This is a genomic window from Stenotrophomonas sp. (assembly GCF_036662295.1).
Classification (GTDB): domain Bacteria; phylum Pseudomonadota; class Gammaproteobacteria; order Xanthomonadales; family Xanthomonadaceae; genus Stenotrophomonas.
Map to the genome: position 1 here is coordinate 1 of NZ_JAVWXA010000021.1, position 26143 is coordinate 26143.

General features: G+C 66.8%; 24 protein-coding genes and 1 tRNA gene. 11 read left to right on the plus strand and 14 right to left on the minus strand.

Annotated features, from left to right (window positions below; genetic code table 11):
* The first annotated feature begins 335 nt into the window (after window positions 1–335).
* The 5 genes from RSA25_RS06190 (at window position 336) to RSA25_RS06210 (ending at window position 7554) form a co-directional block, all read left to right on the plus strand.
* Entirely contained in the window at window positions 336–1439 is a 1104-nt protein-coding gene (locus tag RSA25_RS06190; protein ID WP_332808032.1) for an efflux RND transporter periplasmic adaptor subunit, read from the plus strand.
* Window positions 1436–4561 (plus strand): efflux RND transporter permease subunit, encoded by a 3126-nt coding sequence (locus RSA25_RS06195; protein ID WP_332808033.1) that lies wholly within the window; start codon window positions 1436–1438, stop codon window positions 4559–4561. The genes RSA25_RS06190 and RSA25_RS06195 overlap by 4 nt, the downstream gene beginning before the upstream one ends.
* On the plus strand, window positions 4554–5093 hold the full coding sequence (locus tag RSA25_RS06200) for a GNAT family protein (protein WP_332808034.1): 540 nt from the start codon (window positions 4554–4556) through the stop codon (window positions 5091–5093). Before RSA25_RS06195 ends, RSA25_RS06200 begins: the two co-directional genes overlap by 8 nt.
* A gap of 111 nt (window positions 5094–5204) precedes the next feature.
* A complete protein-coding gene (locus RSA25_RS06205) occupies window positions 5205–6722 on the plus strand; it encodes an alanine/glycine:cation symporter family protein (protein ID WP_332808035.1) in 1518 nt (505 codons plus the stop codon).
* 52 nt (window positions 6723–6774) lie between these two features.
* On the plus strand, window positions 6775–7554 hold the full coding sequence (locus RSA25_RS06210; protein ID WP_332808076.1) for a TrmH family RNA methyltransferase: 780 nt from the start codon (window positions 6775–6777) through the stop codon (window positions 7552–7554).
* A 447-nt stretch (window positions 7555–8001) separates the two neighbouring features.
* On the opposite strand, the gene RSA25_RS06215 is transcribed toward RSA25_RS06210, so the two are convergent.
* From RSA25_RS06215 to RSA25_RS06230, 4 genes are all read right to left on the minus strand, one after another.
* Window positions 8002–9423: a M28 family peptidase gene (locus RSA25_RS06215; protein ID WP_332808036.1), complete on the minus strand. Its 1422-nt coding sequence runs from the start codon at window positions 9421–9423 to the stop codon at window positions 8002–8004.
* Window positions 9424–9790: 367 nt separating this feature from the next.
* Complete coding sequence (mscL, locus tag RSA25_RS06220; RefSeq protein ID WP_332808037.1) at window positions 9791–10195, minus strand: large-conductance mechanosensitive channel protein MscL; 405 nt, start codon at window positions 10193–10195, stop codon at window positions 9791–9793.
* 55 nt (window positions 10196–10250) lie between these two features.
* Window positions 10251–10958, minus strand: a complete 708-nt coding sequence (locus RSA25_RS06225; RefSeq protein ID WP_332808038.1) for a fumarylacetoacetate hydrolase family protein — start codon at window positions 10956–10958, stop codon at window positions 10251–10253.
* A 118-nt stretch (window positions 10959–11076) separates the two neighbouring features.
* Window positions 11077–11355, minus strand: a complete 279-nt coding sequence (locus tag RSA25_RS06230; RefSeq protein ID WP_332808039.1) for a hypothetical protein — start codon at window positions 11353–11355, stop codon at window positions 11077–11079.
* 165 nt (window positions 11356–11520) lie between these two features.
* Between RSA25_RS06230 and RSA25_RS06235 the strand changes: the two genes are divergently transcribed.
* Window positions 11521–11880, plus strand: a complete 360-nt coding sequence (locus RSA25_RS06235; RefSeq protein ID WP_332808040.1) for a Rieske (2Fe-2S) protein — start codon at window positions 11521–11523, stop codon at window positions 11878–11880.
* 28 nt (window positions 11881–11908) lie between these two features.
* On the opposite strand, the gene RSA25_RS06240 is transcribed toward RSA25_RS06235, so the two are convergent.
* The 4 genes from RSA25_RS06240 to thiS are packed head-to-tail and all read right to left on the minus strand — an operon-like array spanning window position 11909 to window position 15555.
* Window positions 11909–13756, minus strand: coding sequence for an SLC13 family permease (locus RSA25_RS06240; RefSeq protein ID WP_332808041.1), 1848 nt, complete (start codon window positions 13754–13756; stop codon window positions 11909–11911).
* Window positions 13757–13783: 27 nt separating this feature from the next.
* On the minus strand, window positions 13784–14518 hold the full coding sequence (trmB, locus tag RSA25_RS06245; protein ID WP_332808042.1) for a tRNA (guanosine(46)-N7)-methyltransferase TrmB: 735 nt from the start codon (window positions 14516–14518) through the stop codon (window positions 13784–13786).
* A complete protein-coding gene (locus RSA25_RS06250; protein WP_332808043.1) occupies window positions 14518–15312 on the minus strand; it encodes a thiazole synthase in 795 nt (264 codons plus the stop codon). The genes trmB and RSA25_RS06250 overlap by 1 nt, the downstream gene beginning before the upstream one ends.
* A gap of 42 nt (window positions 15313–15354) precedes the next feature.
* Window positions 15355–15555 carry a sulfur carrier protein ThiS gene (gene thiS, locus RSA25_RS06255; protein ID WP_332808044.1) on the minus strand — a complete coding sequence of 67 codons (201 nt, stop codon included), beginning with the start codon at window positions 15553–15555 and terminating at the stop codon, window positions 15355–15357.
* Window positions 15556–15789: 234 nt separating this feature from the next.
* On the opposite strand from thiS, the gene RSA25_RS06260 reads away from it, so the two are divergent.
* The 4 genes from RSA25_RS06260 (at window position 15790) to RSA25_RS06275 (ending at window position 19703) form a co-directional block, all read left to right on the plus strand.
* On the plus strand, window positions 15790–17598 hold the full coding sequence (locus RSA25_RS06260; protein WP_332808077.1) for an autotransporter domain-containing protein: 1809 nt from the start codon (window positions 15790–15792) through the stop codon (window positions 17596–17598).
* A gap of 124 nt (window positions 17599–17722) precedes the next feature.
* Window positions 17723–17796 (plus strand) — tRNA-Gly (locus RSA25_RS06265).
* A gap of 340 nt (window positions 17797–18136) precedes the next feature.
* On the plus strand, window positions 18137–18772 hold the full coding sequence (locus RSA25_RS06270) for a hypothetical protein (RefSeq protein ID WP_332808045.1): 636 nt from the start codon (window positions 18137–18139) through the stop codon (window positions 18770–18772).
* A gap of 742 nt (window positions 18773–19514) precedes the next feature.
* Entirely contained in the window at window positions 19515–19703 is a 189-nt protein-coding gene (locus RSA25_RS06275) for a hypothetical protein (protein WP_332808046.1), read from the plus strand.
* Window positions 19704–19785: 82 nt separating this feature from the next.
* On the opposite strand, the gene RSA25_RS06280 is transcribed toward RSA25_RS06275, so the two are convergent.
* From RSA25_RS06280 to RSA25_RS06305, 6 genes are all read right to left on the minus strand, one after another.
* Window positions 19786–20460 (minus strand): ABC transporter ATP-binding protein, encoded by a 675-nt coding sequence (locus RSA25_RS06280; protein WP_332808047.1) that lies wholly within the window; start codon window positions 20458–20460, stop codon window positions 19786–19788.
* Window positions 20461–20486: 26 nt separating this feature from the next.
* Window positions 20487–21455, minus strand: a complete 969-nt coding sequence (locus tag RSA25_RS06285) for an efflux RND transporter periplasmic adaptor subunit (RefSeq protein ID WP_332808048.1) — start codon at window positions 21453–21455, stop codon at window positions 20487–20489.
* A gap of 138 nt (window positions 21456–21593) precedes the next feature.
* Window positions 21594–22772, minus strand: a complete 1179-nt coding sequence (locus RSA25_RS06290; RefSeq protein WP_332808049.1) for an FtsX-like permease family protein — start codon at window positions 22770–22772, stop codon at window positions 21594–21596.
* Between the two features lie 20 nt (window positions 22773–22792).
* Window positions 22793–23950 carry an FtsX-like permease family protein gene (locus RSA25_RS06295; protein WP_332808050.1) on the minus strand — a complete coding sequence of 386 codons (1158 nt, stop codon included), beginning with the start codon at window positions 23948–23950 and terminating at the stop codon, window positions 22793–22795.
* Between the two features lie 3 nt (window positions 23951–23953).
* A complete protein-coding gene (locus RSA25_RS06300) occupies window positions 23954–24433 on the minus strand; it encodes a hypothetical protein (protein ID WP_332808051.1) in 480 nt (159 codons plus the stop codon).
* Window positions 24434–24499: 66 nt separating this feature from the next.
* Window positions 24500–24730, minus strand: coding sequence for a hypothetical protein (locus tag RSA25_RS06305; protein WP_332808052.1), 231 nt, complete (start codon window positions 24728–24730; stop codon window positions 24500–24502).
* A 291-nt stretch (window positions 24731–25021) separates the two neighbouring features.
* Here RSA25_RS06305 and rimK point away from each other — a divergent pair, with 291 nt between their 5' ends.
* Window positions 25022–25915, plus strand: a complete 894-nt coding sequence (rimK, locus tag RSA25_RS06310; RefSeq protein WP_332808053.1) for a 30S ribosomal protein S6--L-glutamate ligase — start codon at window positions 25022–25024, stop codon at window positions 25913–25915.
* Window positions 25916–26143: the final 228 nt, after the last annotated feature.

Genomic DNA, 26143 nt, shown 5'->3' on the forward strand with positions numbered 1-26143 from the left:
CCTTGTTCTCTACGACCGCCGACCAACCACCAGTGCGCGGTTGGTGCTCTCCTGCCGCACTCGCAAGGACTCACCCGCGCCGGGCACCCGGCGGATGCGCCGCCGGGCCGGTCAGGGTAGGCTGGGGGCATCGGCATGGCCGCTGGCGGGCATCGGGCCACCGATGCGATCGGACACGCGCCGATACACGCCGATACACCGGCCGGGAGCCCCAGCACGAAAGGGGTTGCGCCCGTCACCGGCGCGGCGGAGGCCCCCGGTAAACGCTTGGCACATATGCCCGGACAGGGCCGCCCCGTACACTCGGTGGTCGGGATTTAACGGGATTTTTCTACATGTTGGCACGCATCACCGCGCGCATCGCCGCTGGCCTCACCCTGGTCGTCCTGGCCGGGTGCAACGGCAAGGACGACGTCGCGCGCCGGCCGGCAGATGCCGTGCCGGTCACCACCGAGGTGGTGCAGACCTCCGCATGGAACGACACCCTGCAGGCACTGGGCACGGCCAAGGCGCGTGAGTCGGTGACCATCACCGCCAAGGTCAGCGAGATCATCGATACGGTCCACTTCGACAGTGGGCAGCAGGTCAGTGCCGGCACCCCGCTGGTGACCCTGCGCGGGCAGGCGCAGGAAGCGGCGCTGCTGCAGGCCCAGGCCACGTTTGCCGAGGCCGACCAGCTTTACAAGCGCCAGCGTGAACTGGCCGCCCAGCAGCTGGTGGCCAGCGCCACCCTGGATACCCAGCGCGCGATCCGCGATGCCGCCGAGGCGCGCGTGCGCGAAATGCAGTCGGACATCGGCGACCGCCGCGTGCGCGCCCCGTTCGCCGGCGTGCTCGGCATCCGCCAGGTCAGCGCCGGCTCGCTGGTCACCCCCACCACCACCATCACCACCCTGGACGACATCGAGCGCATGCACGTGGACTTCCAGGTGCCCGAAGCCGAGCTGGCCAGCCTGGGCAAGGGCGACAAGGTCACCGCCACCAGCGTGGCGTATCCCGGCCGCAACTTCGAAGGCGTGGTCGCCACCATCGACACCCGCGTGGACCCCGGCACCCGCGCCATCACCGTGCGCGCGGATTTCATCAACGCCGACCACGCGCTGCGCCCGGGCATGCTGCTGGACATCCGCATGTTCCGCCCCGAGCGCCAGGCGCTGGTCATCCCGGAAATCGCGGTGGTGCAGGTCGGTCGCGATTCCTTCGTCTACCGCGTCAAGGCCGACCAGAGCGTGGAGCGCATCGACATCACCAGCGGCGCCCGTCGCGCCGGCGTGGTTGAGATCCGCAGCGGCCTGGCCCCCGGCGACCGCATCGTGGTGGATGGCACCGGCAAGCTGCGCCCGGGCCTGAAGGTCGATGCGCGGCCGGCTGCCACGCCCGCCACGCCCACGCCCACGCCTGCATCTGCGCCCGCGCCGTCGGCAGGCGCTGCCGGATGAAGCTTTCCGACATCTCCATCCAGCGTCCGGTCCTGGCGGTGGTGATGAGCCTGCTGCTGGTGGTGCTGGGCGTGATGTCCTTCACCCGCCTCACCCTGCGCGAGCTGCCCGCCATCGATCCGCCCATCGTCTCGGTCTCGGTGGACTACACCGGCGCCTCGGCGGCCGTCATCGAAAGCCGCATCACCCAGGTGCTGGAAGACGCGCTGGCCGGCATCGAAGGCATCGACACGATCAACGCGCGCAGCTCCAACGGCCGCGCCCAGGTCAGCATCGAGTTCACCTCCAACCGCGACATCGAAGCGGCCGCCAACGACGTGCGTGATGCGGTCAGCCGCGTCGCCGACCGCATGCCCGAAGAGGCGCGGCCGCCGGAAATCGCCAAGGTGGAGAGCGACGCCGACCCGATCATCTGGTTCAACATGACCTCCTCCAGCATGGACACGCTGGAGCTGAGCGACTACGCCGACCGTTACGTGGTCGATCGCTTTTCCAGCCTGGACGGCGTGGCCCAGGTCCGCATCGGCGGGCGCCAGCGCTACGCCATGCGCATCTGGCTGGACCGCGACCAGCTGGCCGCGCGCGGGCTGACCGTGGGCGACGTGGAAACCGCGCTGCGCAACGAGAACGTGGAGCTGCCGGCCGGCCGCATCGAATCCACCGACCGTGACTTCACCCTTCGCGTGGAGCGCAACTACGTCAAGCCCGAAGACTTCGCCACCATCCCGCTGGGCAAGGGCGCCGACGGCTACGTGGTGCGCATGGGCGATGTAGCCAGGATCGAACTGGCCTCCTCCGAGCGTCGCGCCTACTACCGCAGCAACGGCGAGCCGGGCATCGGCCTTGGCATCGTCAAGACCTCCACCGCCAACTCGCTGGACGTCGCGCGTACCGCGCGCGCCGAGGCGGAGCGGGTGGGGCTGACCCTGCCCGAAGGCACCCACATCTTCGTCGCCTTCGACAACACCACCTTCATCGAAGCCGCCGTGGACCGCGTGTATGCCACGCTGGTGGAGGCCATGCTGCTGGTGCTGGCGGTGATCTGGCTGTTCCTGGGCAGCTTCCGCGCCGCGCTGATTCCCGCGGTGACCGTTCCGGTCTGCCTGGTGGCCGCCTTCATCGCGCTGTATGCGTTCGGCTTCTCCATCAACCTGCTCACCTTGCTGGCACTGGTGCTGTGCATCGGGCTGGTGGTCGATGACGCCATCGTGGTGGTGGAGAACGTGCAGCGCCGCATCGACCTGGGCGAGCCGCCGCTGGTGGCCTCCAAGCGCGGTACCGCGCAGGTGGCCTTTGCGGTGATCGCCACCACCGCGGTGCTGGTGGCCGTGTTCCTGCCGGTGGGCTTCCTGGAAGGCAACACCGGGCGCCTGTTCCGCGAGCTGGCCGTGGCCCTGGCCGCGGCGGTGGCGCTGTCGGCGTTCGTCTCGCTCACGCTCACCCCGATGATGGCCTCCAAGCTGCTCAAGCCACATACCGGCCAGCCGCCGCGTGGCCTGCACGGGCTGATCAACCGCAACCTGGATCGGGTCTCGGCCGCCTACGGCCGGGTGCTGGATGCGCACGTGGGGCGCACCTGGATCTACGTGGTGGTGATGGTGCTGTCGTTGCTGGCCAGCGCGCTGCTGCTCAAGGTGCTGCCCTCCGAGCTGGCGCCGGCCGAAGACCGCGGCTCCTTCCAGATCATGATCGATGGCCCGGAAGGCGCCGGCTACGACTACACCGTGGCCCAGGTCCAGCAGGTGGAAAAGGTGGTGGCCGGTTTCGTCGGCGAGGACAAGCCGATCGTGCGCGCCAACCCGCGCGTGCCCGGCGGCTTTGGCGCCAGCGAGGAAATGCACACCGGGCGCATCAGCGTGTTCCTGCAGCCGTGGCGTCAGCGCCACGATGCCACCCCGGACGTGGCCGCCGACCTGCAGAAGCACCTGGACGGCATCCGTGGCGTGCGCGTGCGCACCCAGGTGGGCGGCGGGCTGGTGCGCAGCCAGGGCCAGCCGTTCCAGATCGTGCTGGGCGGCCCGGAATATGCCGAGATCGCGCAGTGGCGCGATCGCATGCTGCAGCGCATGGCCGACAACCCCGGCCTGGTCGGCGCCGATTCGGACTACAAGGAAACCCGGCCGCAGATGCGCGTCAACATCGACCGCCAGCGCGCCGCCGACCTGGGCGTGTCGGTCACCGCGATCGGCAGTGCGCTGGAAACCATGATGGGCTCGCGCCGGGTCACCACGTTCGTGGACAACGGCGAGGAGTACGACGTGCTGGTGCAGGCTGGCCGCGATGGCCGTGCCTCGCCGGCCGACCTGGCCGCCATCCGCGTGCGCGCCAGCAGCGGCGAACTGGTGCCGCTGTCCAACCTGGTCACCCTCAGCGAGGTGGCCGAGGCCGGCAACCTCAACCGCTTCAACCGGCTGCGTTCGATCACCATCAGCGCCGGCCTGGCCCCGGGCTACCCGCTGGGCGAGGCGATCGCCTGGGCCCAGCAGACCGCGCGCGACGAGCTGCCCCAGCATGCCCAGCTGGACTGGAAGGGCGAATCGCGCGAATACCAGAACGCCGGCAGCGCGGTGCTGCTCACCTTCGCCATGGCGCTGCTGGTGGTGTACCTGGTGCTGGCCGCGCAGTTCGAGAGCTTCATCCACCCGCTGGTGATCATGCTGACCGTGCCGCTGGGCGTGCTCGGCGCGCTGCTGGGCCTGTACGTCAGCGGCGGCACCATCAACCTGTTCAGCCAGATCGGCATCGTGATGCTGGTGGGCCTGGCGGCCAAGAACGGCATCCTGATCGTGGAGTTCGCCAACCAGCTGCGCGATGAGGGCCGCAACGTGCACGCGGCCATCGTCGAATCGGCCATGGTGCGCCTGCGCCCGATCCTGATGACCTCCATCGCCACGGTAGTCGGCGCGATCCCGCTGGTGGTGGCCGGCGGCCCCGGGTCGGCCAGCCGCGGCACGATCGGCATCGTGGTGATCTTCGGCGTCACCGTGTCCACCTTCCTCTCCCTGTTCGTGGTGCCGGCGTTCTATGCGCTGCTGGCCCCGTATACGCGCTCGCCGGAGGCGGTCGCGCGCGAGCTGGAGAAACAGGAAGCCGAGACACCCTCGGTGGGCGGGCATGCCTGATCCGGCGCCAGCCTTGCAGGGGCAGGGGTTCGTACTGCGGCCGTGGCGGCACGCGGACCTGGCCTCGCTGGTGCACCATGCCAACGACGCGGCGGTGTCGCGCGGGCTGCGCGACCGCTTTCCTTTCCCCTATACCCACGCCGATGGCGAAGCCTTCCTGGCCGGGCAGGTGCTCGGCCCGGGCACGCTGTCGCGGGCCATCGTCATCGACGGTGCGGCCTGCGGCGGCATCGGCGTGCAGGTCGGCACGGCCGAGCGCGGGCATGCCGGCGAACTGGGCTACTGGCTGGGCCAGGCCCACTGGGGCCAGGGCTGGATGACCCGCGTGGTGGGCCTGTTTGCACCGTGGGCGATGGATCACCTGCGCCTGTTCAGGCTGCAGGCCGAGGTGCTGGATTTCAACGAGGGCTCGGCCCGGGTACTGCTGGCCAACGGCTTCGTGGAAGAGGGCACGGCCCGCTGCGCCATCCTCAAGCGCGGTGAACTGCACGACCTGCGCCGCTTTGCCCGGGTACGCACCGCGCTGCCCTGACCGCCGGCGACGGGCGTGGCCCTACCCGGCCGGCCCGCGATGGTGGAGAATCGAGCCGGTCCCCTCCAGCCGACGGGACGTCCTTTATTTTCCGCCGACTGGAGAGAGCGCGTGGAAGCAGCCGTACATGTCGTCAGCAGCATCATCTGGAGCAAGGCACTGATCTTCGTGTGCCTGGGCGCGGCCCTGTTCTTCAGCGTCCGCACCCGCTTCATGCAGGTCCGTGGTTTCGTGGAAATGTGTCGCTTGACCGTCAAGGGCGAGAAATCCGACGCCGGCGTGTCGTCGTTCCAGGCGCTGGCCATGTCGATGGCCGGGCGCATGGGCATCGGCAACATCGCCGGCGTGGCCACCGCCATCGCCTTCGGCGGCCCCGGTGCGATCTTCTGGATGTGGATCATGGGCTTCTTCGGCGCCTCCACCTCCTACGTGGAATGCACCCTGGCGCAGATCTACAAGACCAAGGACGCCGAGGGGCGCTACCGCGGTGGTCCGGCCTACTACATCGAAAAGGCGATGGGCCTGAAGTGGTATGCCATGGCCTTCGCGCTGGCCACGATCGTGGCCGCCGGCTTCCTGATGCCGGGCGTGCAGGCCAATGCGATCGCCGACAGCATCATCAACGCCTGCCGCGGCGGCGCGCTGTGCGGGCCGCTGGATGGCCAGATGTTCGGCATGGAATCGGTGCTGGCGCTCAAGCTGGCCATCGGCATCGTGGTGGCGCTGCTGCTGGGCGTGGTCATCTTCGGCGGGGTCAAGCGCATCGCCAACTTCGCCGAGGTGGTGGTGCCGTTCATGGCCGCCGCCTTCATCCTGATGGCCATCGCCATCATGGTCATCAACTACGACCGCGTGCCGGCGATGTTCGGCCTGATCCTCGACAGCGCCTTCGGTACCCATGCCGCGTTCGGCGCGATGATGGGCCTGGCGGTGGAGTGGGGCATCAAGCGCGGCATCTACGCCAACGAAGCCGGGCAGGGCTCGGGCCCGCACGCCGCGGCGGCCTCGGAAGTCTCGCACCCGGCCAAGCAGGGCTACGTGCAGGCGTTTGCGATCTATTTCGACACCATGATGGTGTGCACGGCCACCGCGTTCCTGATCCTGGCCAGCGGCACCTACAACGTGTACTCACCGGTGGCCGGGGCCGAGCCGATCTTCCAGGGCCTGGCCGGTATCCCCGAAGGCGCCGGTTATGCGCAGGCCGGCGTGGAAGCGGTGCTGCCGGGCTGGGGCGCCTCGTTCGTGTCGCTGGCGATCTTCTTCTTCGCCTTCACCACGATCATGGCCTATTACTACATGGCCGAAACCAACCTGACCTACGTCAACCACAACAGGAAGCGGCCGCTCACCGTGCTGCTGCTGCGCCTGGGCATCATCGGCATGGTGGTGTTCGGTGCCTTCCACAACGCCACCCTGGCCTGGGCGCTGGGCGACATCGGCGTGGGCCTGATGGCGTGGCTGAACATCATCGCCATCCTGATCGTGCAGAAGCCGGCGATGCTGGCGCTGCGCGATTACGAACGACAGAAGAAGCTCGGGCTGGACCCGACCTTCGACCCCGATGCCCTGGGCATCAAGAACGCCGATTTCTGGCGTCAACGCAAGCTGGAGTTGTCCCGTAGTGAATGATCCCTGGAAAAATGCCCGCCGCCCGTCGTCGCGACCGCCGCGGGCCACCCCGCTGCCACCGCGCGAAGGCGGCACGCCGCCGCCGCCCGGGCGCGGCAACGACGAGCTGCGCCTGTACGGCTGGAACGCAGTGCAGGCGCTGTTCGAGAAGCGCCCGCAGGCGCTGCGCAAGCTGTACCTGGTGGAGTCGCTGATCCCGCGCATGCAGCCGGTGCTGAAGTGGTGCGTGGCCAACCGGGTCGGCTACCGGGTGGTGGAAGAGGGCGATCTGAACAAGCTGGCGGCCACGACCCACCATGAAGGCGTGGTGGCCGATGTGCTGCGCGCGCCGATGCTGGAACTGGATGCCTGGCTGGCGACGCTGCCGGCCGGGGCGCCGGCCCTGGCGCTGTGGCTGGACGGCGTGGGCAACCCGCACAACTTCGGCGCGATCCTGCGCTCGGCGGCGCATTTCGGGGTGGCCGGGTTGTTGCTGCCGCCGGGGGCGACGCTGGCGTTGTCCGGTGCCGCCGCGCGCGTGGCCGAGGGCGGTGCGGAGGCGGTGCCGTTGGTGCGCCTGCCGGCGCTGCCGGAAGCGATGGCCGCCTTGCGCGCGGCCGGTTTTGGGCTGGCGGCGACGCTGGTGGCGGGCGGCGCGGACCTGTTCGCCAGCGAGGTGCCCGAACGCCTGGTGTATGTGATGGGGGCCGAGGGCGAGGGCATGGATCGCGCGCTGGCGCAGGACTGCGACCAGCAGGTCTCCATTCCCGGCTCGGGTGCGGTGGAAAGCCTCAACGTGGCCTCGGCGACGGCGGTGTTGTTGTCGCATTGGGTCGGTCGGCGCAGGCGCTGAGCAGGATGTGTTTGTCGGGAAAACGCGCACGTGCGCGCGTCCACACATCGTGGTGTGATCGGCGTCACCGATAACTGCCTGACTACATGGGATTCGGATTTTTCGCATAGTGACCACCCAGACGGTGGGTCACAGTGCTCGACGGCGCCGTGCTGCGTTGGTGAGGAGAGACACCCACCCAGCGCGGCGCCGTTGTCCGGACCGCAGTAGCTTGTGGCGCTCACCGCGTGGGGTGTGACGAATCCCGGTAACCCGGTCGCATTGCGGCCGGGTTTTTTTTTCCTCGCGCGCCCTGGGCCAATAGCCCGGTGCACACCAAAAAAAACCGGTAGTGCCGGCCGCTGGCCGGCATCCCACAGCCACCCTTGAACCCCGCAGACAGGCGAGGCGCTTTTTACTCGGCCAACCAGGCGGGGACCAGCATGTCTGCCCGATCCCCGCGCCCGGTCATTCGTTCGGCGGCGTGGTCGGCTTGGCTTCGCTGCCGAAGCTGCCGTCCGCTTCGGCGGCCAGGTAGGCAAAGACGGTGTAGGCGGCGACGTTCTGGGCCAGTGCGGCCGGGTCGATCTTGTCCAGGGTGTCGTCGGCGGTGTGGTGGAGGTGGAAGTAATCGCTGCCGTCCTGGGCCAGCCACGCCCATGCACCGCCCTTGGCGGCCAGCGGGCCGACGTCGGGGCCGGGGCCGCCCTTGTCGGCGGCGTACTCGATGCCCAGCGGCTTGAGCACCTCGGCGATCTGGCGGGTGGCCTCGCGCGAGTTTTCCGGGTTGGGCGAGCCGGTGTTGAAGGCATAGATGCGGCCCGCACCGAAGTCGCTTTCGGCCGCCAGCTGGTGCCGCACCACGTCCTTGGCGTGCGCCTCGGCATAGGCCTTGCCACCGTAGAGGCCCTGTTCCTCGTTGGCGAAGGCGACCACGCGGATGGTGCGCTTGGGCGCCTGCTTGAGCTGGCCGATGAGGTGGCCGGCGGCCATGGTGATGCCCACGCCGGCGCCGTCATCCACCGCGCCGGTGCCCAGGTCCCACGAATCGAGGTGGCCGCCGATCACCACCACTTCCTTGGGCAGGCTGCGCCCGGTGATCTCGCCGATCACGTTGTAGGAGGTGGCCTTGCCGTCCCAGCCGCAATCCAGGCTCAACTTCAGCGTGGTGCTGCCCAGCGCGACCAGGCGCGCGAGCTGGTTGGCGTCGGGCACCGACAGCGCCGCCGCCGGCACCGGGGTGAGGCCGTCATCGAAACGGGTGATGCCGGTGTGTGGCACGCGGTGCGAATCGGTGCCGGCCGAGCGCATCACGAAGCCGACCGCGCCCTTGCGGATCGCCTCGGACGGACCCTTGCTGCGCACCGCGCCGCCGTTGCCGTAATCGCGGCCGTCGCGGTAGGCCGTCATCTGGTAGTCGACGAAGGCGATCTTGCCCGTCAGCGACCCTGCCGGCGCGGCCTGCAGCGCGGCCAGGTCGGCAAAGCGCACCACCTCGGCCTCGACCGTGCCGCCCGGGCTGCCGCCCAGCGCGGTGATGGCCAGCGGCTGGGCGTGCTTGCCGATCACCTCGGCGTGCTCGCTGCGGCGCTCCCATTTGGGGAAGGTCACCGGCTCGGTCCAGACCTTGTCAAAGCCGAGCGCCTTGAACTTGGCCACGGCCCAGGCCACGGCGCGGGCGTCCGCTTCGCCGCCGGCGATGCGCGGGCCGATCTCGGTGGTCAGCGACTCGACCACCTTCCAGCCGGTATCGTCCTTCAGCGCCTGCTCGCGCAGCTCCGCCGCGGTCGCCAGCGACCTGGGCGGCAGGGTGGTGGTGCCGGTCGCCGCGAACGCCGGGGCGGCCAGCAGGGCGAGGGAGGATGCGATGGCAAGGACGCGGCGACGCATGGACAACTCCGGGAAACAGGGGCGGAAGCGGTCGAGCTTAACAGCCTGCCCGCGCCGCACATGGGCGGTAGGTCATGGTTGGGCGGATGCTGTTTTCCAAACGCGAAAGCCCCGCGCGGGGGGGCTTTCGGGCGATGGCGCGCACGGTAGTGCCGGCCGCTGGCCGGCTCGGCAGGCATCCATCAGCCACCCGGTAGTGCCGGCCGCTGGCCGGCTCGGCAGGCATCCATCAGCCGCCCGGTAGTGCCGGCCGCTGGCCGGCTGAGCAGTCATCCATCAGCCGCCCGGTAGTGCCGGCCGCTGGCCGGCTCGGCAGTCATCCATCAGCCACCCGGTAGTGCGTGCACCGGCCGGCAGTGCCGGGGCTTCAGCGCTTGAGGTTGTCGCGGATTTCGCGCAGCAGCAGCACTTCTTCGGCCGGGGCGGCCGGCGCCGCTTCCTTCTTGCGCGCCAGGCGGTTGATGACCTTGACCACCAGGAAGATCGCAAAGGCCACGATCACGAACTGCACCAGCGTGTTGAGGAAATCGCCGTAGCCGATCACCACCGCCGGGATCTCCTTGCCATCGGCGGCCACCCGCGCCGGTGCCAGCGTCCAGGCCAGCTGCGAGAAGTCCACCCGGCCGATCAGCCAACCCAGCGGCGGCATGATGATCTTGTCCACCAGCGCGGTGACGATCTTGCCGAACGCCGCACCGATGACGACACCGACCGCCAGGTCGATGACGTTGCCACGCATGGCAAATTCCTTGAACTCGGTAATCATTCCCATCGGGGTCTCCTGTGGCAGTGTGGTCGAAAGACGGCGCAGCGTAACGCAGGGGGTGTCATCCGGCGATGATGCCGTGGCGTTCGGCCACGTTCTCCAGACGCGCGCTGAAACGGTCGCCCGGCTGCAACGCGGCCACGCCCGCCGGCGTGCCCATGAAGACCAGGTCGCCGGCCTTCAGTGCCCACAGCTTGGACAGTTCGTGCAGGATCTCCGGCACGTTCCAGATCATCTGGTCCAGCAGCGATTGCTGGCGTACCTGCCCGTTGATCTCCAACGACAGGTTCAACGCGGACAGGTCGCCCACTTCACCGGCCGGCACCAGTTCGCTGATCGGCGCGGAGGCGTCGAAGCCCTTGGCGCTGTCCCACGGATGGCCCTTGGCCTTGGCGGCCGCCTGCAGGTCGCGGCGGGTCAGGTCCAGGCCCACGCCATAGCCGAACACCAGCGCCTCGGCCTGGTCCACCGGCAGTTCGCCGGCCGGCGCGTCACGACCGATCGCGACCACCAGTTCCACTTCATGGTGGAGGTCCTGCGTGGCCGGCGGGTAGGGGATCACATCATCGTGGCCGACCACGATCGCATCGGCCGGCTTGCTGAAGAACATCGGGCGGCCGCGGTCGTCGGCCGCCGGCACCGCCGCGCCCATCTCGCGCGCATGGTCGGCGAAATTGCGCCCGACGCAGTAAATGCGGCGCACCGGGAAGGTGCCGCCCCCGGCGACGGGAATGCGCGGTTGCTCGGGCGTGGGGATTACATCGGTCATGCTCGCGTCCTGTCACGAAGGGTCACAGGCAGTCTAGAACGAGCGCGCACGCGGTGCCACGCCGAACGTGGCGTTTACGCGATGCGTTTTATCAAGGGGAGCGGCCGCGCGGGGCAGCTCAACGCGACAGCGGCAGGGCCTGCTTGCGTACCACGCGGTACTCGGCCTCCACCACGTGCGCCTGCTCCGGGCGCGCCGCCTGCTTGCGCTGGGCCAGCAGCTTCCAGGCCAGGCCGGCAATGATCATCGCCGCGCCCACGAACACCCCCACAAACACCAGCGCTGCCAGGATCGCCAGCCCCAACAGGCCGACTGCCACGCGCACCAACGGATGGCGCGGCTTGCGCGGCGCGAACAGGGTGCGGAACGTGTTGTATTGGAAGAAGCGGTTGTACATGGCGTTTCATGGCTGAAGTCAGCGAACCACGAGTATCCGGGGTGGCCACTGTCATTGAGTGAAAAACTCGTTAAACGTAGCGCGTGTTCATTTTAAATCAATGACTTGGGTTCATCCCGCAGCCAGCCACATGACGGCGTGAGAGAATGCGGGCTTCCGACTGCAATGCCTGACGTGCCCGTGCCCGACACCCTCGCCGCCCCGCTGATTTCCCTGCAGGCCATCGCCGATGACGGCTTCGCCGACGTCGATGCCACCGTGGATGGCGACAGCGAATCGCTGGTGCTGTACCGCCAGGGCGAGGCCGTGCGTGGCTGGCTCAACATCTGCCCGCATGCCGGGCGCCGCCTGGACTGGGCGCCGGGCCAGTTCCTCAAGAGCCGCGAGGGCCACCTGGTCTGCGCCGCACATGGCGCCTCGTTCTCGCTGGACGACGGCAGCTGCGTGGCCGGACCGTGCAAGGGCGATCGGCTGCGCGCGGTGACCCTGCAGGTGCGCGACGGCCAGGTCTGGCTGGGGGAGTAGATAGCGACCGTGGGTCGCTACGCCTTGCTCAGAACATCAGGTTGATCATCAACACCACCACGATGGTGTAGATCAGCGACAGCGGCGCGCCCACCCGCCACAACTCGCGCGGGGTGTAGTTGGCCGGGCCGGTGATCATCGAGATCACCGGGTTGGAGGCGGTCATCAGGTTGTTGGACGCCGACAGCGCCACGATCAGGGCGAATGCGGTGGGGTTGCCGCCGGCGGCCAGTGCCAGGTTGACCGCGATGGGCACCATCACGATCGTCGCACCGACATGGCTGATGGTCAGCGAGAACACCGTGGTCAGCAGCGCCAGCGCGATTTCCAGCACCCACACCGGGATGCCGGTCGGCAGCCGGTCGATGGTATGCCCGGCCACCCACGCGGCCGCGCCGCTGCTGTCCATCGCCCAGCCCAGCGGAATCAGCCCGGCCATCATGAAGATGGTCTTCCAGTTGATCGAGGCGTAGGCCTCGTCCATGCGCAGCACCCCGGTCAGCAGCATGCCGGCCACGCCGGTCATCAGGGTCAGCGCGACCGGCAACTTGGAGGTCAGCGCGATCAGGATCGTCAGGGCGAAGATGCTCATCGCGATCTTGAACTTGTGCGGGCGCTGCTCGCCCTTGGGGTAGTCGGTCACCACCACGAAGTCGCGGCTCTTGGCCGCCTGGGCCAGGTCGGTCCAGATGCTGTGGAAGACCAGCATGTCGCCGGCGCGCAGGGCCACGTTGCGCACGTCTTCGCGGATCACCTGCTTGTCGCGGTTGATCGCCAGCAGGCTGATGCCGCGCTGCTTGCGCAGCCGCAGTTCCGAGGCGGTCTTGCCGATCACGTCCGAGGTGGGCGGCACCACGGCCTCGGAGATACCGGCGCGGCTGGGGTTGAACAGGTCGCCCAGGTGCTTCAGCCGCGAAGACATGCGCAGGAACTGGTTCTGCGCGAAATCACCCACCTGCTGGCGCGCGCCCATCACCCCCAGCACGCTGCCCACCCAGATGCGCATCTCCGCCGGCGGCGCCAGGCGGGTGTCGTTGCCGGTCTTGAGGGCCAGCAGCAGCGGCGCGTCGTGCACGTTTTCCGCCTCGCCCAGGGTCATGCCCACCAGCGGGCTTTCGGCGGTGACCACCAGCTCGAACACGTCGCCTTCGATGCCGTAGGTCTTGGCGAAGTAGCTCTCGGTGCGCGCCGGGGTGACCCCGTCGTTGGCCAGGGTTTCCTCTTCGACCAGCTTGCGGTCGCCGAAGTAGCGGAAGTACAGCAGCGAGGCCACCAGCAACGCCACGCCGATCGGCAGCGGCGCGAACATGCGCAGCGGCTCGATGGTGGCCAGGCCCGAGGGCAGGTTGTTGTTGGCCGAAGCCAGCAGATCGTTGAGCAGGATCAGCGGCGAGTTGCCGACCATGGTCAGCGCACCGCCCATCACGATGGCCGCGGCGATCGGCAGCAGCAGGCGCTGCAGGGTCAGCCCGGTGCGCGCGGCCAGCCGCGAGGCGACCGGCAGGTACAGCGCCATCACCGAGGGATTCTGCATGAACGAGGAGTTCAAGCCGGCGATCGCGGTGGTCATCATCAACAGCCGCGTTTCCACCCCATGCCCGCGCCGCAGCAGCCAGGCCGCCAGCCGGTTCAGCGCGCCGGTGCGGTCAAGCCCGGCGCCGAGGATGGTGGTGGCGATGATGCTCATCACCGCGTTGCCGGAGAAGCCCCCGAAGATTTCCTCCGGGGCGATCAGCCCGGTCACGCCCAGCACCACCAGCACCACCAGCGCCACCACGTCGGCGCGGATGCGCTCGAACAGGAACATCGCCATGGTGAACCCGACCAGCCCGAGCACGAGCTTCATGTCTGTGGTCAGCGTCAGCGCGGTGTCCATGGGGTGGCGCGGTTCCTTGGGCCAGGATCAGGTGCGGTCGTACAACAGGTCCCACACGCCATGGCCGAGTTTCTGGCCACGGGTTTCGAAGTGGGTCTGCGGGCGCCAGTCGGGGCGTTCGACCTGGCCACGTGGGCCGGCGCGGTTGCTCAGCCCGGCGGTGGCATCGAGCACGTCCCACATCTGCTCGGCATAGTCTTCCCAGTCGGTGGCGCAGTGCAGCCGGCCACCCACGCGCAGCTTGCGCACCAGCAGCTCGGCAAAGCCGGGCTGGATCAGGCGCCGCTTGTTGTGGCGCTTCTTGTGCCAGGGATCGGGGAAATAGATGCGCACTTCATCCAGCGCGCCATCGGCGATTTCCTTTTCCAGCACCTCCACCGCGTCGTGGTGGTACAGCCGCACGTGGTCGGCGTCGTCGTCGGCCAGGGCATTGAGCAGGCGGCCCACGCCGGGGGCGTGCACTTCCAGGCCGATGTAGTCGCGGCTGGGGTCGTGCTGGGCGGCAAAGCGCAGCGCGGCGCCATTGCCGAAGCCGATCTCCAGCACCTTGCGCGCATCGCGGCCGAAGGTGGCATCCAGGTCGCGCGGCTGGCCGGTGTAGTCCAGGCCGAAACGCGGCCAGCGGTCGTCGAACGCGCGCTGCTGGGCGGGGGTGAAGCGGCCCTGGCGCAACACGAAGCTGCGCACCTCGCGGCGGCCCTCGGTGGCGGTGAAGGGCTTGGGCGGCGCCTTGGCGCCGGCACTGTCGAAGGGATTGGTCATCAGCCGATCAGCCCATCCACCGGCGAGGACGCGCTGGCGTAACGCTTGCGCGGAATGCGCCCGGCCAGGAACGCCTCGCGTCCGGCCTCGACGGCCTTGCGCATCGCGCTGGCCATCAGCACGGGGTTGCGGGCGCCGGCGATGGCGGTGTTCATCAGCACCCCGTCGCAGCCCAGCTCCATCGCGATGGCCGCATCCGACGCGGTGCCCACGCCGGCGTCGACGATGATCGGCACCTTGGCGTCTTCGATGATCTGCAGCAGGTTGTACTTGTTCTGGATGCCCAGGCCCGAGCCGATCGGCGCGGCCAGCGGCATCACCGCCGCGCAGCCGATCTCTTCCAGGCGCTTGGCCAGGATCGGGTCGTCGGAGGTGTAGACCATCACCTGGAAGCCGTCCTTGACCAGCTGCTCGGCGGCCTTGAGGGTCTGCACCACGTCCGGGTAGAGGGTCTTCTGGTCGCCCAGCACTTCCAGCTTGGTCAGCGGGTGGCCGTCCAGCAGCTCGCGCGCCAGCCGGCAGGTGCGGACCGCATCCTCGGCGGTGTAGCAGCCGGCGGTGTTGGGCAGGATCGTGTAACGGTCCGGCGGCAGCACGTCCAGCAGGTTCGGTTCGCCCGGGTTTTGGCCGATGTTGCTGCGGCGGATGGCCACGGTGACGATCTGGGCGCCAGCGGCCTCGGTGGCCAGGCGGGTTTCTTCCAGGTCCTTGAACTTGCCGGTGCCGGTCAGCAGCCGGGAGCCATAGGCCTTGCCGGCAATCACCAGCGGATCAATAGGGGCATTTGCATTCATGCGCGCAATTATCGCCTATCGCGCGCCGCGATGCTGCGCCGGTCAGCCGCCGCCGAGGGCATGCACGATCTCCACTACGTCGCCGTCGCACAGCGCATGGTCGGCGTGCCGGCTGCGGGTGATGATCTCGCCGTTGACCTCCACGGCCACGCGCCGCTCGAGCAGGTTCTCGGTCTGCAGCAGGTCCAGCACCGAAGTGCTTTGCGGAAGCTGGCGGGTGTCGCCATTGAGCATAATGATCATCGTGCCATTGTCCCTCAACGGCGCCGGACTGCGTACCCTTGCCGGCCCCGCGACGGGCTGGCGGCGGTGGCCTCGCCGGAGGCTGGTCGGCCCCCGTGCCTTTTCATGCGGCAACGCAGCGTGAATTGGCCTGGGTGCAGTGAAACCATTACACCGTGCGCCGGCGTACGTCGGTCGTTCTCCCACTTCAAGGAGCTTTACATGCAGATCCGCAAGCGTCCCCTGCGTTCCCTTCTGGCCGTTGCCATTGCCCTGGCGGCAGCGCCGGCCATGGCGCAGTCGCCGTACACCAGGACCGTGTTCATCGGCGACAGCCTGACCGACGCCGGGTACTTCCGCCCGCTGCTGCCGGCCGGTGTGCAGCCGGTCACCGGCCAGTTCACCACCAACCCGGGCTGGACCTACGCCCAGTACGTGGCCCATTACTACGGCACCAACGGTGCGGCGCACGGCAACGGCCAGGGCGGGGACAACTACGCCATCGGTGGCGCACGCGTCGGCGTGGACACCGCCCAGGTGCTGGCCCCGGGTGCCCCGGCGGTGCCGGTGTATTCGCTCAAGACGCAGACCGCCCAGTACCTGGCGGCCAACGGCGGCAAGGCCGACCCGAACGCGCTGTACACCGTGTTCGGTGGCGCCAATGACCTGTTCGCCATCCAGGCCGGCGCGCCGCTGGTCTCCACCCTGACCAACGCGGTGACCGACCAGGTCGGCATCGTCGGCACCCTCAAGGCGGCCGGTGCCGAATACGTCGTGGTGCCCACCATCCCCGACGTCGGCCTGACCCCGGGCGCCCGCGCCGGTGGCCCGGCGGCCATGGCGGCCGGCACGGCGCTGGCCAAGGCCTACAACGATGCGCTGTTCGGTGGCCTGAAGGCCGCCGGCCTGCAGGTGATCCCGGTGGACACCTTCCACGTGCTGCAGGAAATCGTGGCCAGCCCCGGCACCTACGGCTTCAGCAACGTCACCAGCCCTGCCTGCCTCACGGCGTCGTCGCTGACCTGCAACCCGACCAGCTACGCCACCCCGAACGCGGCCAGCACCTACGTCTTCGCCGACGGCGTGCACCCGACCTCGGCCACGCATGAAATGCTGGGCCAGTACACCCTGTCGATCCTGGAAGCCCCGCGCAACCAGCAGATCCTGACCCACTCGGCGCAGACCATCGGCCGCGCGCGTGCCGACCAGGTCAGCCTGCACCTGGGCGGTCGTCCGGACGACGGCATGTCCTGGTGGGGCAGCGTGCGTGGCGACATGCAGCGCTACGCCCACGCCGACCTGTACGACGGCATGGCGCCGGCCGGCCTGTTCGGCGTGGATTGGGCGCGCAACGGCCTGGTGCTCGGCGGCTTCGCCGGCTACGGCCGCATGGACGCCGACTTCGGCAACAGCAAGGGCGACTTCACCCAGTCCGACGCCTCGCTGGGCCTGTTCGCCGGCTGGTACGGCGACCACGCCTGGGTCAACGGCCAGGTCAGCTACAGCTGGCTGGACTATGACGTCACCCGCAAGGTCCAGCTCGGGCCGGCCACCCGCACCCATGAAGGTTCGCCGGAAGGCAGCAACCTGACCGTGGCCCTGAACGCCGGCTACGATTTCGGTGGCCAGTCGCACTTCGAGGGTGGCTTCCGCCACGGCCCGATCGCCGCGGTGATCTGGCAGAAGGTCAAGCTGGATGGCTACGCCGAAAGCAACCCGAGCGCCACCGCGCTGGGCTACGCCAACCAGGAAGCGGACTCCACCGTCGGCCGCCTGGGCTGGCAGGCCCGCTTCGAAGGCAGCACCGTGACCCCGTACGTGCAGGTCACCTACGACCACGAGTTCGAAGATGGCCAGCAGGCCAGCGCGTGGCTGCAGTCGATGCCGGAAGTGGGCATGTACAAGGTGCCGGGCCTGGAGTTCGACAAGGACTACGCCACCGCCGTGATGGGTGCGCGCGTCAAGCTGGGCGGCCTGCAGAGCAACATCGGCATGAGCACCACCACGCTGCAGAAGCGTGCGCGTGACGTGACCCTGTTCGCCAGCTTCAGCGGCAGCTTCTGATCCACCTTGCGCAGTGCCCCCTTCGGGGCGCGGCGCAGGGCCGGTGAACGCCGGATGCAACGGGCGGCCCAGTGCCGCCCGTTGCCTTTTGCCCCCTCCGCCGCATAGACTTGTCCGGCACCGCGCGGGTGTAGCTCAATGGTAGAGCTGTAGCTTCCCAAGCTACTGACGAGGGTTCGATTCCCTTCACCCGCTCCACTGTTCCAATCCGGTTTGTAAGTGACTGACTGGCTTGATGAATTGGTTCGATTGATGAGTACGGGCGATGCCCTTCCAGGTATCAGTCGCGGTATCGATCCCACCAACGCCCTTTTTGATTTCGCGCTCAGCTGGCCTGTATGCGCGCTTCTTCGTGCCTGCAGATCTGCGAGGCGCTATTGGGTGGCGTTAGCTTGTCCGCTCATTGGGACACCGTCGCGGTGACGTTGACGGTCGCGAGATCCATCCGTCGGTAGTAGAGGTATTGTGAATCGCATCCAGCGTGTTGCTGGGGCGGTTAGAGCAGTATCAGTGGGATCAACAACAAGGATGCCTTTCCATGAATGGACGTAAGGTGTTGTTGGCAATGACCTGTTGTATTGCTTTTTCTGTCAAGGCCGACGATGTCGACCCGGCGCTGTTGCGCATTGATCCAGACAAGCATCAGATTGAAGTGGATTTCTATTCGAAGGACACCGGGGCGCCGAGAGACGTTGCTGTTGCTGAAATGGATCGGCAGCAGTTTGCGCTGGAAGGCATTGAGGCGCTGCGCCGAGAGTTCGAAGACCGTCTTGCAGGCCTTTACTGGACCCATTATCCAAACCAGGCCATCCATCTTCGTCTTACTGGCGCCACCTCCGTCGCGCCACGCACCATTGAAACCGTCGCCGGCGACGTTCCCGTGGTGTTTACGCTTGGCGCTCGGATGACGGCCGTTGAACAGCGAAGCAGGCTGCGGGAGTCGTGGAGTGCGTTGAGGGTGATGGTGCCTGGCCTCATTGGCGCCGGCGTGGACGAGCGCGATGGCGTTGTTTTGATTGATGCGCGCTCGCCGGATGGAGATCCGGCTCCCTATGAGAGCGAAAGGGCAAACATTGAGAGAGCGCTGGGCATGCCGGTCCGGTTCTCGGTGATCAATGCGGTGAAAGAGCGCGAGATCCAAGAATCTGCCGAACTGCTTTCAAGTGGCTCGTGAGAGCGGTAGGAGCCCGAGCTGCAGTTTCGGGTATTTCTTCGCGCGGCTGGATCATGGACAGTGGTCCACAATGAACCGGCGGATTCACTGTGCGTGACTCGGTGTCATGAAAAGAGGGGCGTAATGGCCACGGGGCATTTTCCAGAATCTATGGTCTACACCAACTATCCGACTCCTCCGAGTCCGTCGCCCTCGGGCGCGCTCACGACAACGACAAAGGCTGAGCAGTGGGGTGGGGCAGCTGACTTTCAATGGCACAGCGGTGACGGTGAGATTGCTGTCAACGCCGTTACTGCCTCAGCTACCCGAACTCTAGTCGCGTCGTGATTGTTAAAGGCTCAAGTCCTGCAATAGGTGCTCCCGTCTGCCACATGGGCGTGACAACAGGTGCTTCTTGCGGAGTGATAACCGACCCAGCGTACAGCTACGAAGATAATTCGGCGCCCTGTCCGAACGATGGCCCAACTACGTGCCCGACCGGGATGTGGATTCGAGTAGGTTGGCTTTTCAAATATTGCTCGAGCGCGTGGGGGTAGTGGAAGTCCGGTCTATCGTAGTTCTGTTGCCTATGGTTTAGCCAAAGCCGCCATCTCCGACGGCGTGGCAGCTAGGCAGTGTAGAGGACTGATTGTCTGGCTATAGGCCGGGTAGCTGCTGTGGGTCGCCGGCCCCGCGAGTCTTGACCTAGATTGCATCGCGAGCTTTGACGCGACGGTAGTCGGCGTCATTTGGGACGCCTGAGTTGGGACGCCTGCTGAAGGCCATCTGTCTCGACATCTCGACGAACCACATCGGCACCGTAAAGGCCTCGAGCGGCCCCGGACTCTGCTCGGAGGTCGCGCAGGCCCTGCATTTTCCGTGTTTCCGCGTGCTGGAACTCGCCCAGCGCCTGAAGGTGGATCTGTCGTGCAGCCGGTTGAGCCGTCAGTAGCTGCATCCCTACACCAGGCCGGGACCGATCACGTCCGGTGGGGGTATGGATGTTGATTCTTCGGTGAGCGCCGTCAGGCGGGTCACGCCATCAGCTCACCCTTGTCCAGATGCAACAAGCGTGAGGCGTACTCGGCGGCCTTGGCGTCGTGGGTGACCATCACGAGGGTCTTTCCGCATTCGCGGTTCAACTGCTGCAAAAGCTCCATGATCTCCACCGCCGATTGCCGGTCGAGGTCGCCTGTTGGCTCATCACAGATCAGGAATTCAGGGTCGGTCACGATTGCCCGCGCGATGGCCACACGCTGCTGCTGGCCGCCTGACAGCTCTGACGGCCGGTGAGATGCGCGGTCGGAGAGCCCGACCAACTCCAGCGCAATCGCTGCGCGCCGACGCCGTTCCGCACCGGTCAGGGGCGTGAGCCGAAGCGGCAGCTCAACATTCTGCAAGGCGTTCAAGGTGGGCATCAGGTTGTAGAACTGGAATACGAAACCGACGCTGCGGCTGCGCCACGCCGCCAGTTGACTGCTGCCCAGCTGGTCAATCCGCGTGCCATTCACAACAATGGCCCCGGTACTGGGTCCATCCACGCCGCTCATCAGGTTCAAGAGCGTGGTCTTGCCTGATCCGGAGGGGCCCATCAGAGCCACGAACTCACCGGCGTCTACTATCAGGTCAATAGCCTGCAGTACCTGGATCTGCTGATCGCCGCGCCGATAGGACTTGCTGACGCCGGTGAGCGAAAGGGTGAAGGACATGGAGGCTCCAGTGGCCGGGGGAAGGGTCAAGACAATGGCGTCGGCACAGCACCTGGCATCGACGGCACTGCCGTGCCCAGGAAGCTGACGCGGGCGGCCATGTCGGGCAGGATGCGCGGGTCACTTGTGTCCAAGCCGATCCGGGCACGCACCGTTGCCTTGCCCCGGTCAGCCGTGGGGATGATGGCGATGACCTTACCTGCCAGATCCAGCTCGGGGTAGGCGTTGAGCCGGATCCGGGCGGGCATCCCGGGCACGATTCGGCTGATGTACGCCTCACCCACGTCCACTTCGATCTCCAGCGAGTGCATGTCCACGATGGTCGCAATACCGGTGCGGGTGAAGCCGCCAGCTGCGCTGGGTGAAATGATTTCTCCTACCTGCGCAGCCTTGGAAGTGATAACGCCGGCAAACGGGGCGCGGATGACGGTCTGCTCCAGCAGCACGTGCGCCGCCTCGACCTGCGCCCTGGTGGCCTCGGCCGTGCTCCGCTGTGCGGCCAGTTGCGCGCGCAGCCCCGCCGCCTTGGCAATTGCCTGCTCGGCATCCTGGCGGGCCACGAGCTTGCGGGTTGCCAATTCCGTGGCACGTTGGCCCTCGCGATGAGCCTGATCGAACTGCACCTCGTACTGCTGCGCCAATTTCCTGGCCGCAGCGAGCTGGCTCACTGCAATGTCCCGCGACGCCGTGGCAGCCCTACCATCCAGCCGGGCAAGAATCTGGCCTGCTTCAACGTGTTCTCCTTCCTCAAAAAGTACTTCCGTCACCATGCCGATGGTCTGTGCCGACACCGTGGCTGTTCGGCGCGCCACGACATAGCCGCTCGCATCCAGGCCCGTGGCGGAAGAAACCGTGCCGGGAACGGCCGTTGGCGTTGAAGTCACTGTGCGGTTGCTCTCTATGGACGCCGCGGGGGAGCTGAGGTGTCGAGTCAGCATCCACGCCCCCGCGGCGAGGAGCAGAAGCAGGATGGCCGTCGGGAGTTTCCAACGCATCGAACGCTGTGCGCCCGGGCCTGGCTGCGCGGCCTCATCGCAGGTATCGCGTCGGAGCTGGTGAAGCAACGCGCTGCGGGAAGGGGGTGTCTCTGAGTTCATGGCTACCTCGTCAGCAAGCGTGGGAAATTGCCCGGATCAACGCTTCAACCCATGCGCCAGCCCGCCGCTGATCGTGCGGTGCAACGGCAGGGCAGCGCCCAGCAGTGCAAGAAGCACGGTATAGGCCAGGACGGCGGCGACCACGCCGGAATCGATGACAAACTTTGCGTACACGGCTTGGCTTGCACCCGAAGTGCCAAAGCCTGCGCCATCCAGCACAGCACGGACCAGCGCGGTGGCCGCCAGTGACGTCAGCAATCCGATCGTTGCCACGTCGACCAGGACGGCCAGTGCGATGGCCTTCGGGTTGAAGCCCAGCGCCCACAAGGTGGCCAGTTGATGACGGCGCTTGTCCAGGACCATGTCCAGCGCTGTTGTGATGGCGAGTGCGGCGCCTGCGCCCAGCAGCAGCGATACGCCCAGCGCGGCAGCCGTTACCAGGCGGGTCAGGAATCCCATCTGCTGCTGGTAGTAATCCATCTGCCCCATGATGCGGACCCCTTCCAGGCGCGGATCTGCCTGGGCCGCTGAGATCAGTTCGTCGAGGGCACCGGGGGCCTTCAGCTTGATCCATACCGAGGACACCCCGGATGGCCGGTTCATGGCCGCACGCAGTGCCGATTGTTCCAGCCATAGCTCGGATTCCCATATGCTCCCACCCGCCTCCATCAGTCCTGCCCGTCCCCATGTTGACCCCAGCAATTCGGCTGCGGTATCGCTCAGCATGGGGTACTGAGTGGCCAGTGTTGCGCTTCCCAGCCACTGCCGTTGCCCCGGCTCGAAGCGTGCAGTTGCGTGCACCACTTCGTCGTCGAGCAGCGACCAGGTGCGGCTGTCGATCCCACGAAGCTGCACAGTCCCCTGTTGACCATCCGCACCGGGAAGGCGTGCCGTAGCAAGAAACTGGGGCGCTATCTGCGGCTGGCCATCGGCAGATAGCGCCACCTGCGGAAGGTGTGAGAGCTGGGCCACTTGCTCCTGTGTCAAGCTGCTGCTGGACTCATCCACAGCGTTGGCTGCCATTGCCAGAGCGATGTCGGATTGCCCTGTCTGGCGGGTAATGCGGTCAATGCCCGCAGGAATGGACAGCATGACCGTCAACGTTGCTGCGGCGAGGGCAAATCCGGTGACGATCATCAGCGCGTCGTAGGGACGGCTGCGGTGCATCGAAAAGAGGAGGATGAGCAGTTGGCGAACTTGTCCGGTCGTACGCATGAGGGACCCTCCGGGCGTTGTCACTGCTGCAGGTGATCGATCGGCCGCAGGGTTGCAATGCGGCGCGCAGGCAGGGCGAGCGCAGCCATGGCCAGAAAACCCAATCCTGCAGGTAGCCACAGCAGTGCCCAGCCGGGCAGCCGCAGCTGACCGACAAGCCAGTCCACCTTCGGATTCAGTGCGTAAATGACGGCGAGGCCGCCCGCGACTCCCAGCAGTGTTCCCAGAGCAAGCTGGGCCCCGAGCTCGGCTGTCAACGCGACAAACTGCAGGCGGCGGCTGAAGCCCAAAGCCTGCAGTGCACCCATGCTGGCGCGTCGCCGAGCAGTCAAGTGGGCCAGCACCGTAATGAACACCAAAAGCGTGCATGCGGCCATGGCAAGCATGACCATGCCAAGCAGACCTTGGACCTGCCCGAACCTGCCCAGCGCATTTTGAATGGTGGTGTTGGGCTCAGCCAACAGGGGGGGGTCACTGCTGGCGAACTCATGACTGATGGCTTGGGCCAAGCTCTCGATGGACGCGGCGTCCACCGCGGTCACGTTGCCGCGCATGACTCGATTCTGCTGGGTCGCAGGGAGCATCCGATTGATGTATTCATAGTGTGCATAGGCAATACGGTTGCCAAGTTGCGCATCGATTTGCGGCAGCACGCCGACAATCGTCAATGGCATCACGATGCCCGAGAGAAGATCTGTGGGTTGCAGGCTCATCCCGGCCATCAGGTTGCAACGCTCGGCCAGTTCCGTGCCGACGAGTACGCCCTGTTCCAGACCGCGCCAGTGTTCGATCATCTCCCGAGGGACCCCGCTGGCGCGTAGCCGGGCAACGGTGCCGGAGCCACCCACGGCATTGAGCGGTATCACGCCGCGGCCTGCGGCGCAGGGGAGGGCGGTGACATTGATGTAGGTAGCGCCTGCAACCCCGGGATGCCGTTCCAGTTCGTCCATGTAGCGCAGCGGAAAGGCGTCAGCCTGTGCCCGGGCATTGGAGATGGTCAGGCCTGCATTGATACTGCCTCCGGCCCGGGATACCAGGAATGGATCCGTCAGGGTGGACAGGACGATCCACGCGAGCACCGTGACGGCCAAGGTCGCGACCAGATACAGCGCCCTGAGCTGCTGTTCGCGCAGACGCATCACCGCAAGGAAGAATGCAGCGCTTGGTCGGATGACCATGGCTCAGCGGGTGAAGGCAAGATCAATGGCGCGGATGGCGCCGGGATGCCTGGCTTGCACGGACCTGATCGACGCGTGGAAGGGCTGGCACTTCTGGCTGCAGGCATTGCTTCTCAGTAGAAGCCACGTCCAAGAGCCGTCCGGCCCTGCTCCGGTGTCCACGCCCAATCTATTCATCAGGCCGATCATTTCGGCAAGTCGCATGGTCGAAATCGCCGGCGCATCAGGTGTGGCCATAATTCCCTCAACGGCATCAAGGGCGGTCGGGCTGTCGATCCGGGCGACCAGGTGGCCTGCTGGTGAATAGATCCAGATGGCCGGTAGCTGCACGCTTGGGACCGCGTCATTGCCAGTTGCGAGGTAGGCCTGGAAGAACGCACGTATATCTGTTTTTCCTGCATGGATGTGCTCGGAGCTGGTTGCAGCCGACGGAAGGCTGATGCACAGGGCAAGCGCAGTGGCCATCACCATTGGGATCTTCATGATGTACGTTCCTTTTCAACGGAGCGCGATGGCCCGGGCGCGTAGGGCGCGCCCGGGCGATGAGAGTCAAAGAATGATGATCACGCAGAGGTCGGCGTCGCAGATGATGATGACATCGGCAGCAGTCGTGTTGTCTGCTGCCATTGCGCTGCCGGCACCAAATACGGAAGCCGCAAGTAGTGCGACTGCAAACATAGAAGTACGAACTTTTCCGAACATGTCAAACTCCATTTCAGCGTGTGGTTGTTGGACTTCAATGCCCGCGGCGCCTCGGGCCAACGCAATATAGGAGTGCATTCTCAGCGGTTGCAATGCATCCGCTTGTGTCTCACGAGATTCTTAAACAATGCAGACTGATCACGACATTCGGTGCGCGCAGATGGGCCGATTCGAGTCGTAAGAGTTTGCTCGCCGGCGCGGATATTGACGGTTCGTCCTGCCGTAAACGTCAGCCTCGACGGTTGGGGGGCACGGTTGAGGACAGGTGAAGGACGTCGGCAACGGCATCATCCCTCCGCGACGCGGCCGCGCTATGCTTCGCCCCTTCCGGCCCCTTCCGGCCCCTTCCGGCCCCGTGCGTCCCCCGCGATGAAACTCGCCATCCTGTCCCGCAACAGCAAGCTCTATTCCACGCGCCGCCTGGTGGAGGCCGCGCGGACCCGCGGGCACACCGTGCGGGTGCTCGATCCGCTGCGCTGTTACATGCGCATCGCCGCCGACGGCTTCACCATGCATTACAAGGGGCGGCCCATCACCGGGGTGGATGCGGTGATTCCGCGCATCGGCGCCTCGGTCACCCGCTATGGCACCGCCGTGCTGCGTCAGTTCGAGATGATGGGCGCGCGCACCCCCAATCCCTCCGATGCCATCCTGCGCGCCCGTGACAAGCTGCGCGCGCACCAGATCCTGGCGTCCAAAGGCATCGACATGCCGGTCACCGTGTTCGGCGACAACCCGGACGACACCGTGGACCTGCTGTCCATGCTGGGTCCGCCGCCGCACGTGGTGAAGCTCAACGAGGGCACGCAGGGCAGGGGGGTGATCCTGACCGAGAAGGCCAGCGCCTCGCGCGGCATCGTCGAGGCCCTGCGTGGGCTGTATGCCAACTTCCTGATGCAGGAATTCATCGGCGAGGCGCAGGGCGCGGACCTGCGCTGCCTGGTGGTGGGCGACCAGGTGGTGGGCGCGATGCAGCGGCAGGCCCCCGACGGTGATTTCCGCTCCAACCTGCATGCCGGCGGCAGCGCCCGCGCGGCCAAGGCCAGCCGCGCCGAACAGCAGGTGGCGGTGCGCTCGGCCAAGGCGCTGGGGCTCAGCGTTGCCGGGGTGGACCTGATCCGCTCCAGCCGCGGCCCGCTGGTGCTGGAGGTGAACTCCACGCCCGGCCTGGAGGGGATCGAGGCCATCTGCCAGACCGACCTCGCCGGGCGCATCATCGAGCACGTGGCTTCCATGAAAAAGCCTTCAAATTCAAAGGCTTGATAAATTTACGGAAAGCTAGTGCGCTTTTAACGAGGCTTTAATCGCCCCCGGCGTAGGCTTCGACAAACCGCAGCTCTGCCCTCCTCAGCAGGATCGGTAATCGGGAACACACTTCAGGCCCAGGCGGGTTTCCGTCTGGGCCTTTTTACAGGGGCAACCGGCCGTCCAGACAGGTGCCGGCCCCCCTGCCATCAGTCCCTTGTCCCCGGTTCGGGCGCCTCGTACAGT

Coding starts and splice junctions, on each gene's coding strand:
- RSA25_RS06280 (WP_332808047.1), bottom strand. CDS start 20,460: ATGTCCTTCACCCTTTCGCTCACCGGCGTCAGCAAGTCCTATCGGCGC.
- trmB (WP_332808042.1), bottom strand. CDS start 14,518: ATGACCAATCCCTTCGACAGTGCCGGCGCCAAGGCGCCGCCCAAGCCC.
- RSA25_RS06200 (WP_332808034.1), top strand. CDS start 4,554: ATGCCTGATCCGGCGCCAGCCTTGCAGGGGCAGGGGTTCGTACTGCGG.
- RSA25_RS06270 (WP_332808045.1), top strand. CDS start 18,137: ATGAATGGACGTAAGGTGTTGTTGGCAATGACCTGTTGTATTGCTTTT.
- RSA25_RS06235 (WP_332808040.1), top strand. CDS start 11,521: ATGCCTGACGTGCCCGTGCCCGACACCCTCGCCGCCCCGCTGATTTCC.
- RSA25_RS06190 (WP_332808032.1), top strand. CDS start 336: ATGTTGGCACGCATCACCGCGCGCATCGCCGCTGGCCTCACCCTGGTC.
- RSA25_RS06305 (WP_332808052.1), bottom strand. CDS start 24,730: ATGCACTCCTATATTGCGTTGGCCCGAGGCGCCGCGGGCATTGAAGTC.
- RSA25_RS06215 (WP_332808036.1), bottom strand. CDS start 9,423: ATGCGTCGCCGCGTCCTTGCCATCGCATCCTCCCTCGCCCTGCTGGCC.
- RSA25_RS06225 (WP_332808038.1), bottom strand. CDS start 10,958: ATGACCGATGTAATCCCCACGCCCGAGCAACCGCGCATTCCCGTCGCC.
- RSA25_RS06230 (WP_332808039.1), bottom strand. CDS start 11,355: ATGTACAACCGCTTCTTCCAATACAACACGTTCCGCACCCTGTTCGCG.
- RSA25_RS06285 (WP_332808048.1), bottom strand. CDS start 21,455: ATGCGTTGGAAACTCCCGACGGCCATCCTGCTTCTGCTCCTCGCCGCG.
- RSA25_RS06300 (WP_332808051.1), bottom strand. CDS start 24,433: ATGAAGATCCCAATGGTGATGGCCACTGCGCTTGCCCTGTGCATCAGC.
- mscL (WP_332808037.1), bottom strand. CDS start 10,195: ATGGGAATGATTACCGAGTTCAAGGAATTTGCCATGCGTGGCAACGTC.
- RSA25_RS06295 (WP_332808050.1), bottom strand. CDS start 23,950: ATGGTCATCCGACCAAGCGCTGCATTCTTCCTTGCGGTGATGCGTCTG.
- thiS (WP_332808044.1), bottom strand. CDS start 15,555: ATGATCATTATGCTCAATGGCGACACCCGCCAGCTTCCGCAAAGCACT.
- RSA25_RS06250 (WP_332808043.1), bottom strand. CDS start 15,312: ATGAATGCAAATGCCCCTATTGATCCGCTGGTGATTGCCGGCAAGGCC.
- RSA25_RS06290 (WP_332808049.1), bottom strand. CDS start 22,772: ATGCGTACGACCGGACAAGTTCGCCAACTGCTCATCCTCCTCTTTTCG.
- RSA25_RS06240 (WP_332808041.1), bottom strand. CDS start 13,756: ATGGACACCGCGCTGACGCTGACCACAGACATGAAGCTCGTGCTCGGG.
- rimK (WP_332808053.1), top strand. CDS start 25,022: ATGAAACTCGCCATCCTGTCCCGCAACAGCAAGCTCTATTCCACGCGC.
- RSA25_RS06195 (WP_332808033.1), top strand. CDS start 1,436: ATGAAGCTTTCCGACATCTCCATCCAGCGTCCGGTCCTGGCGGTGGTG.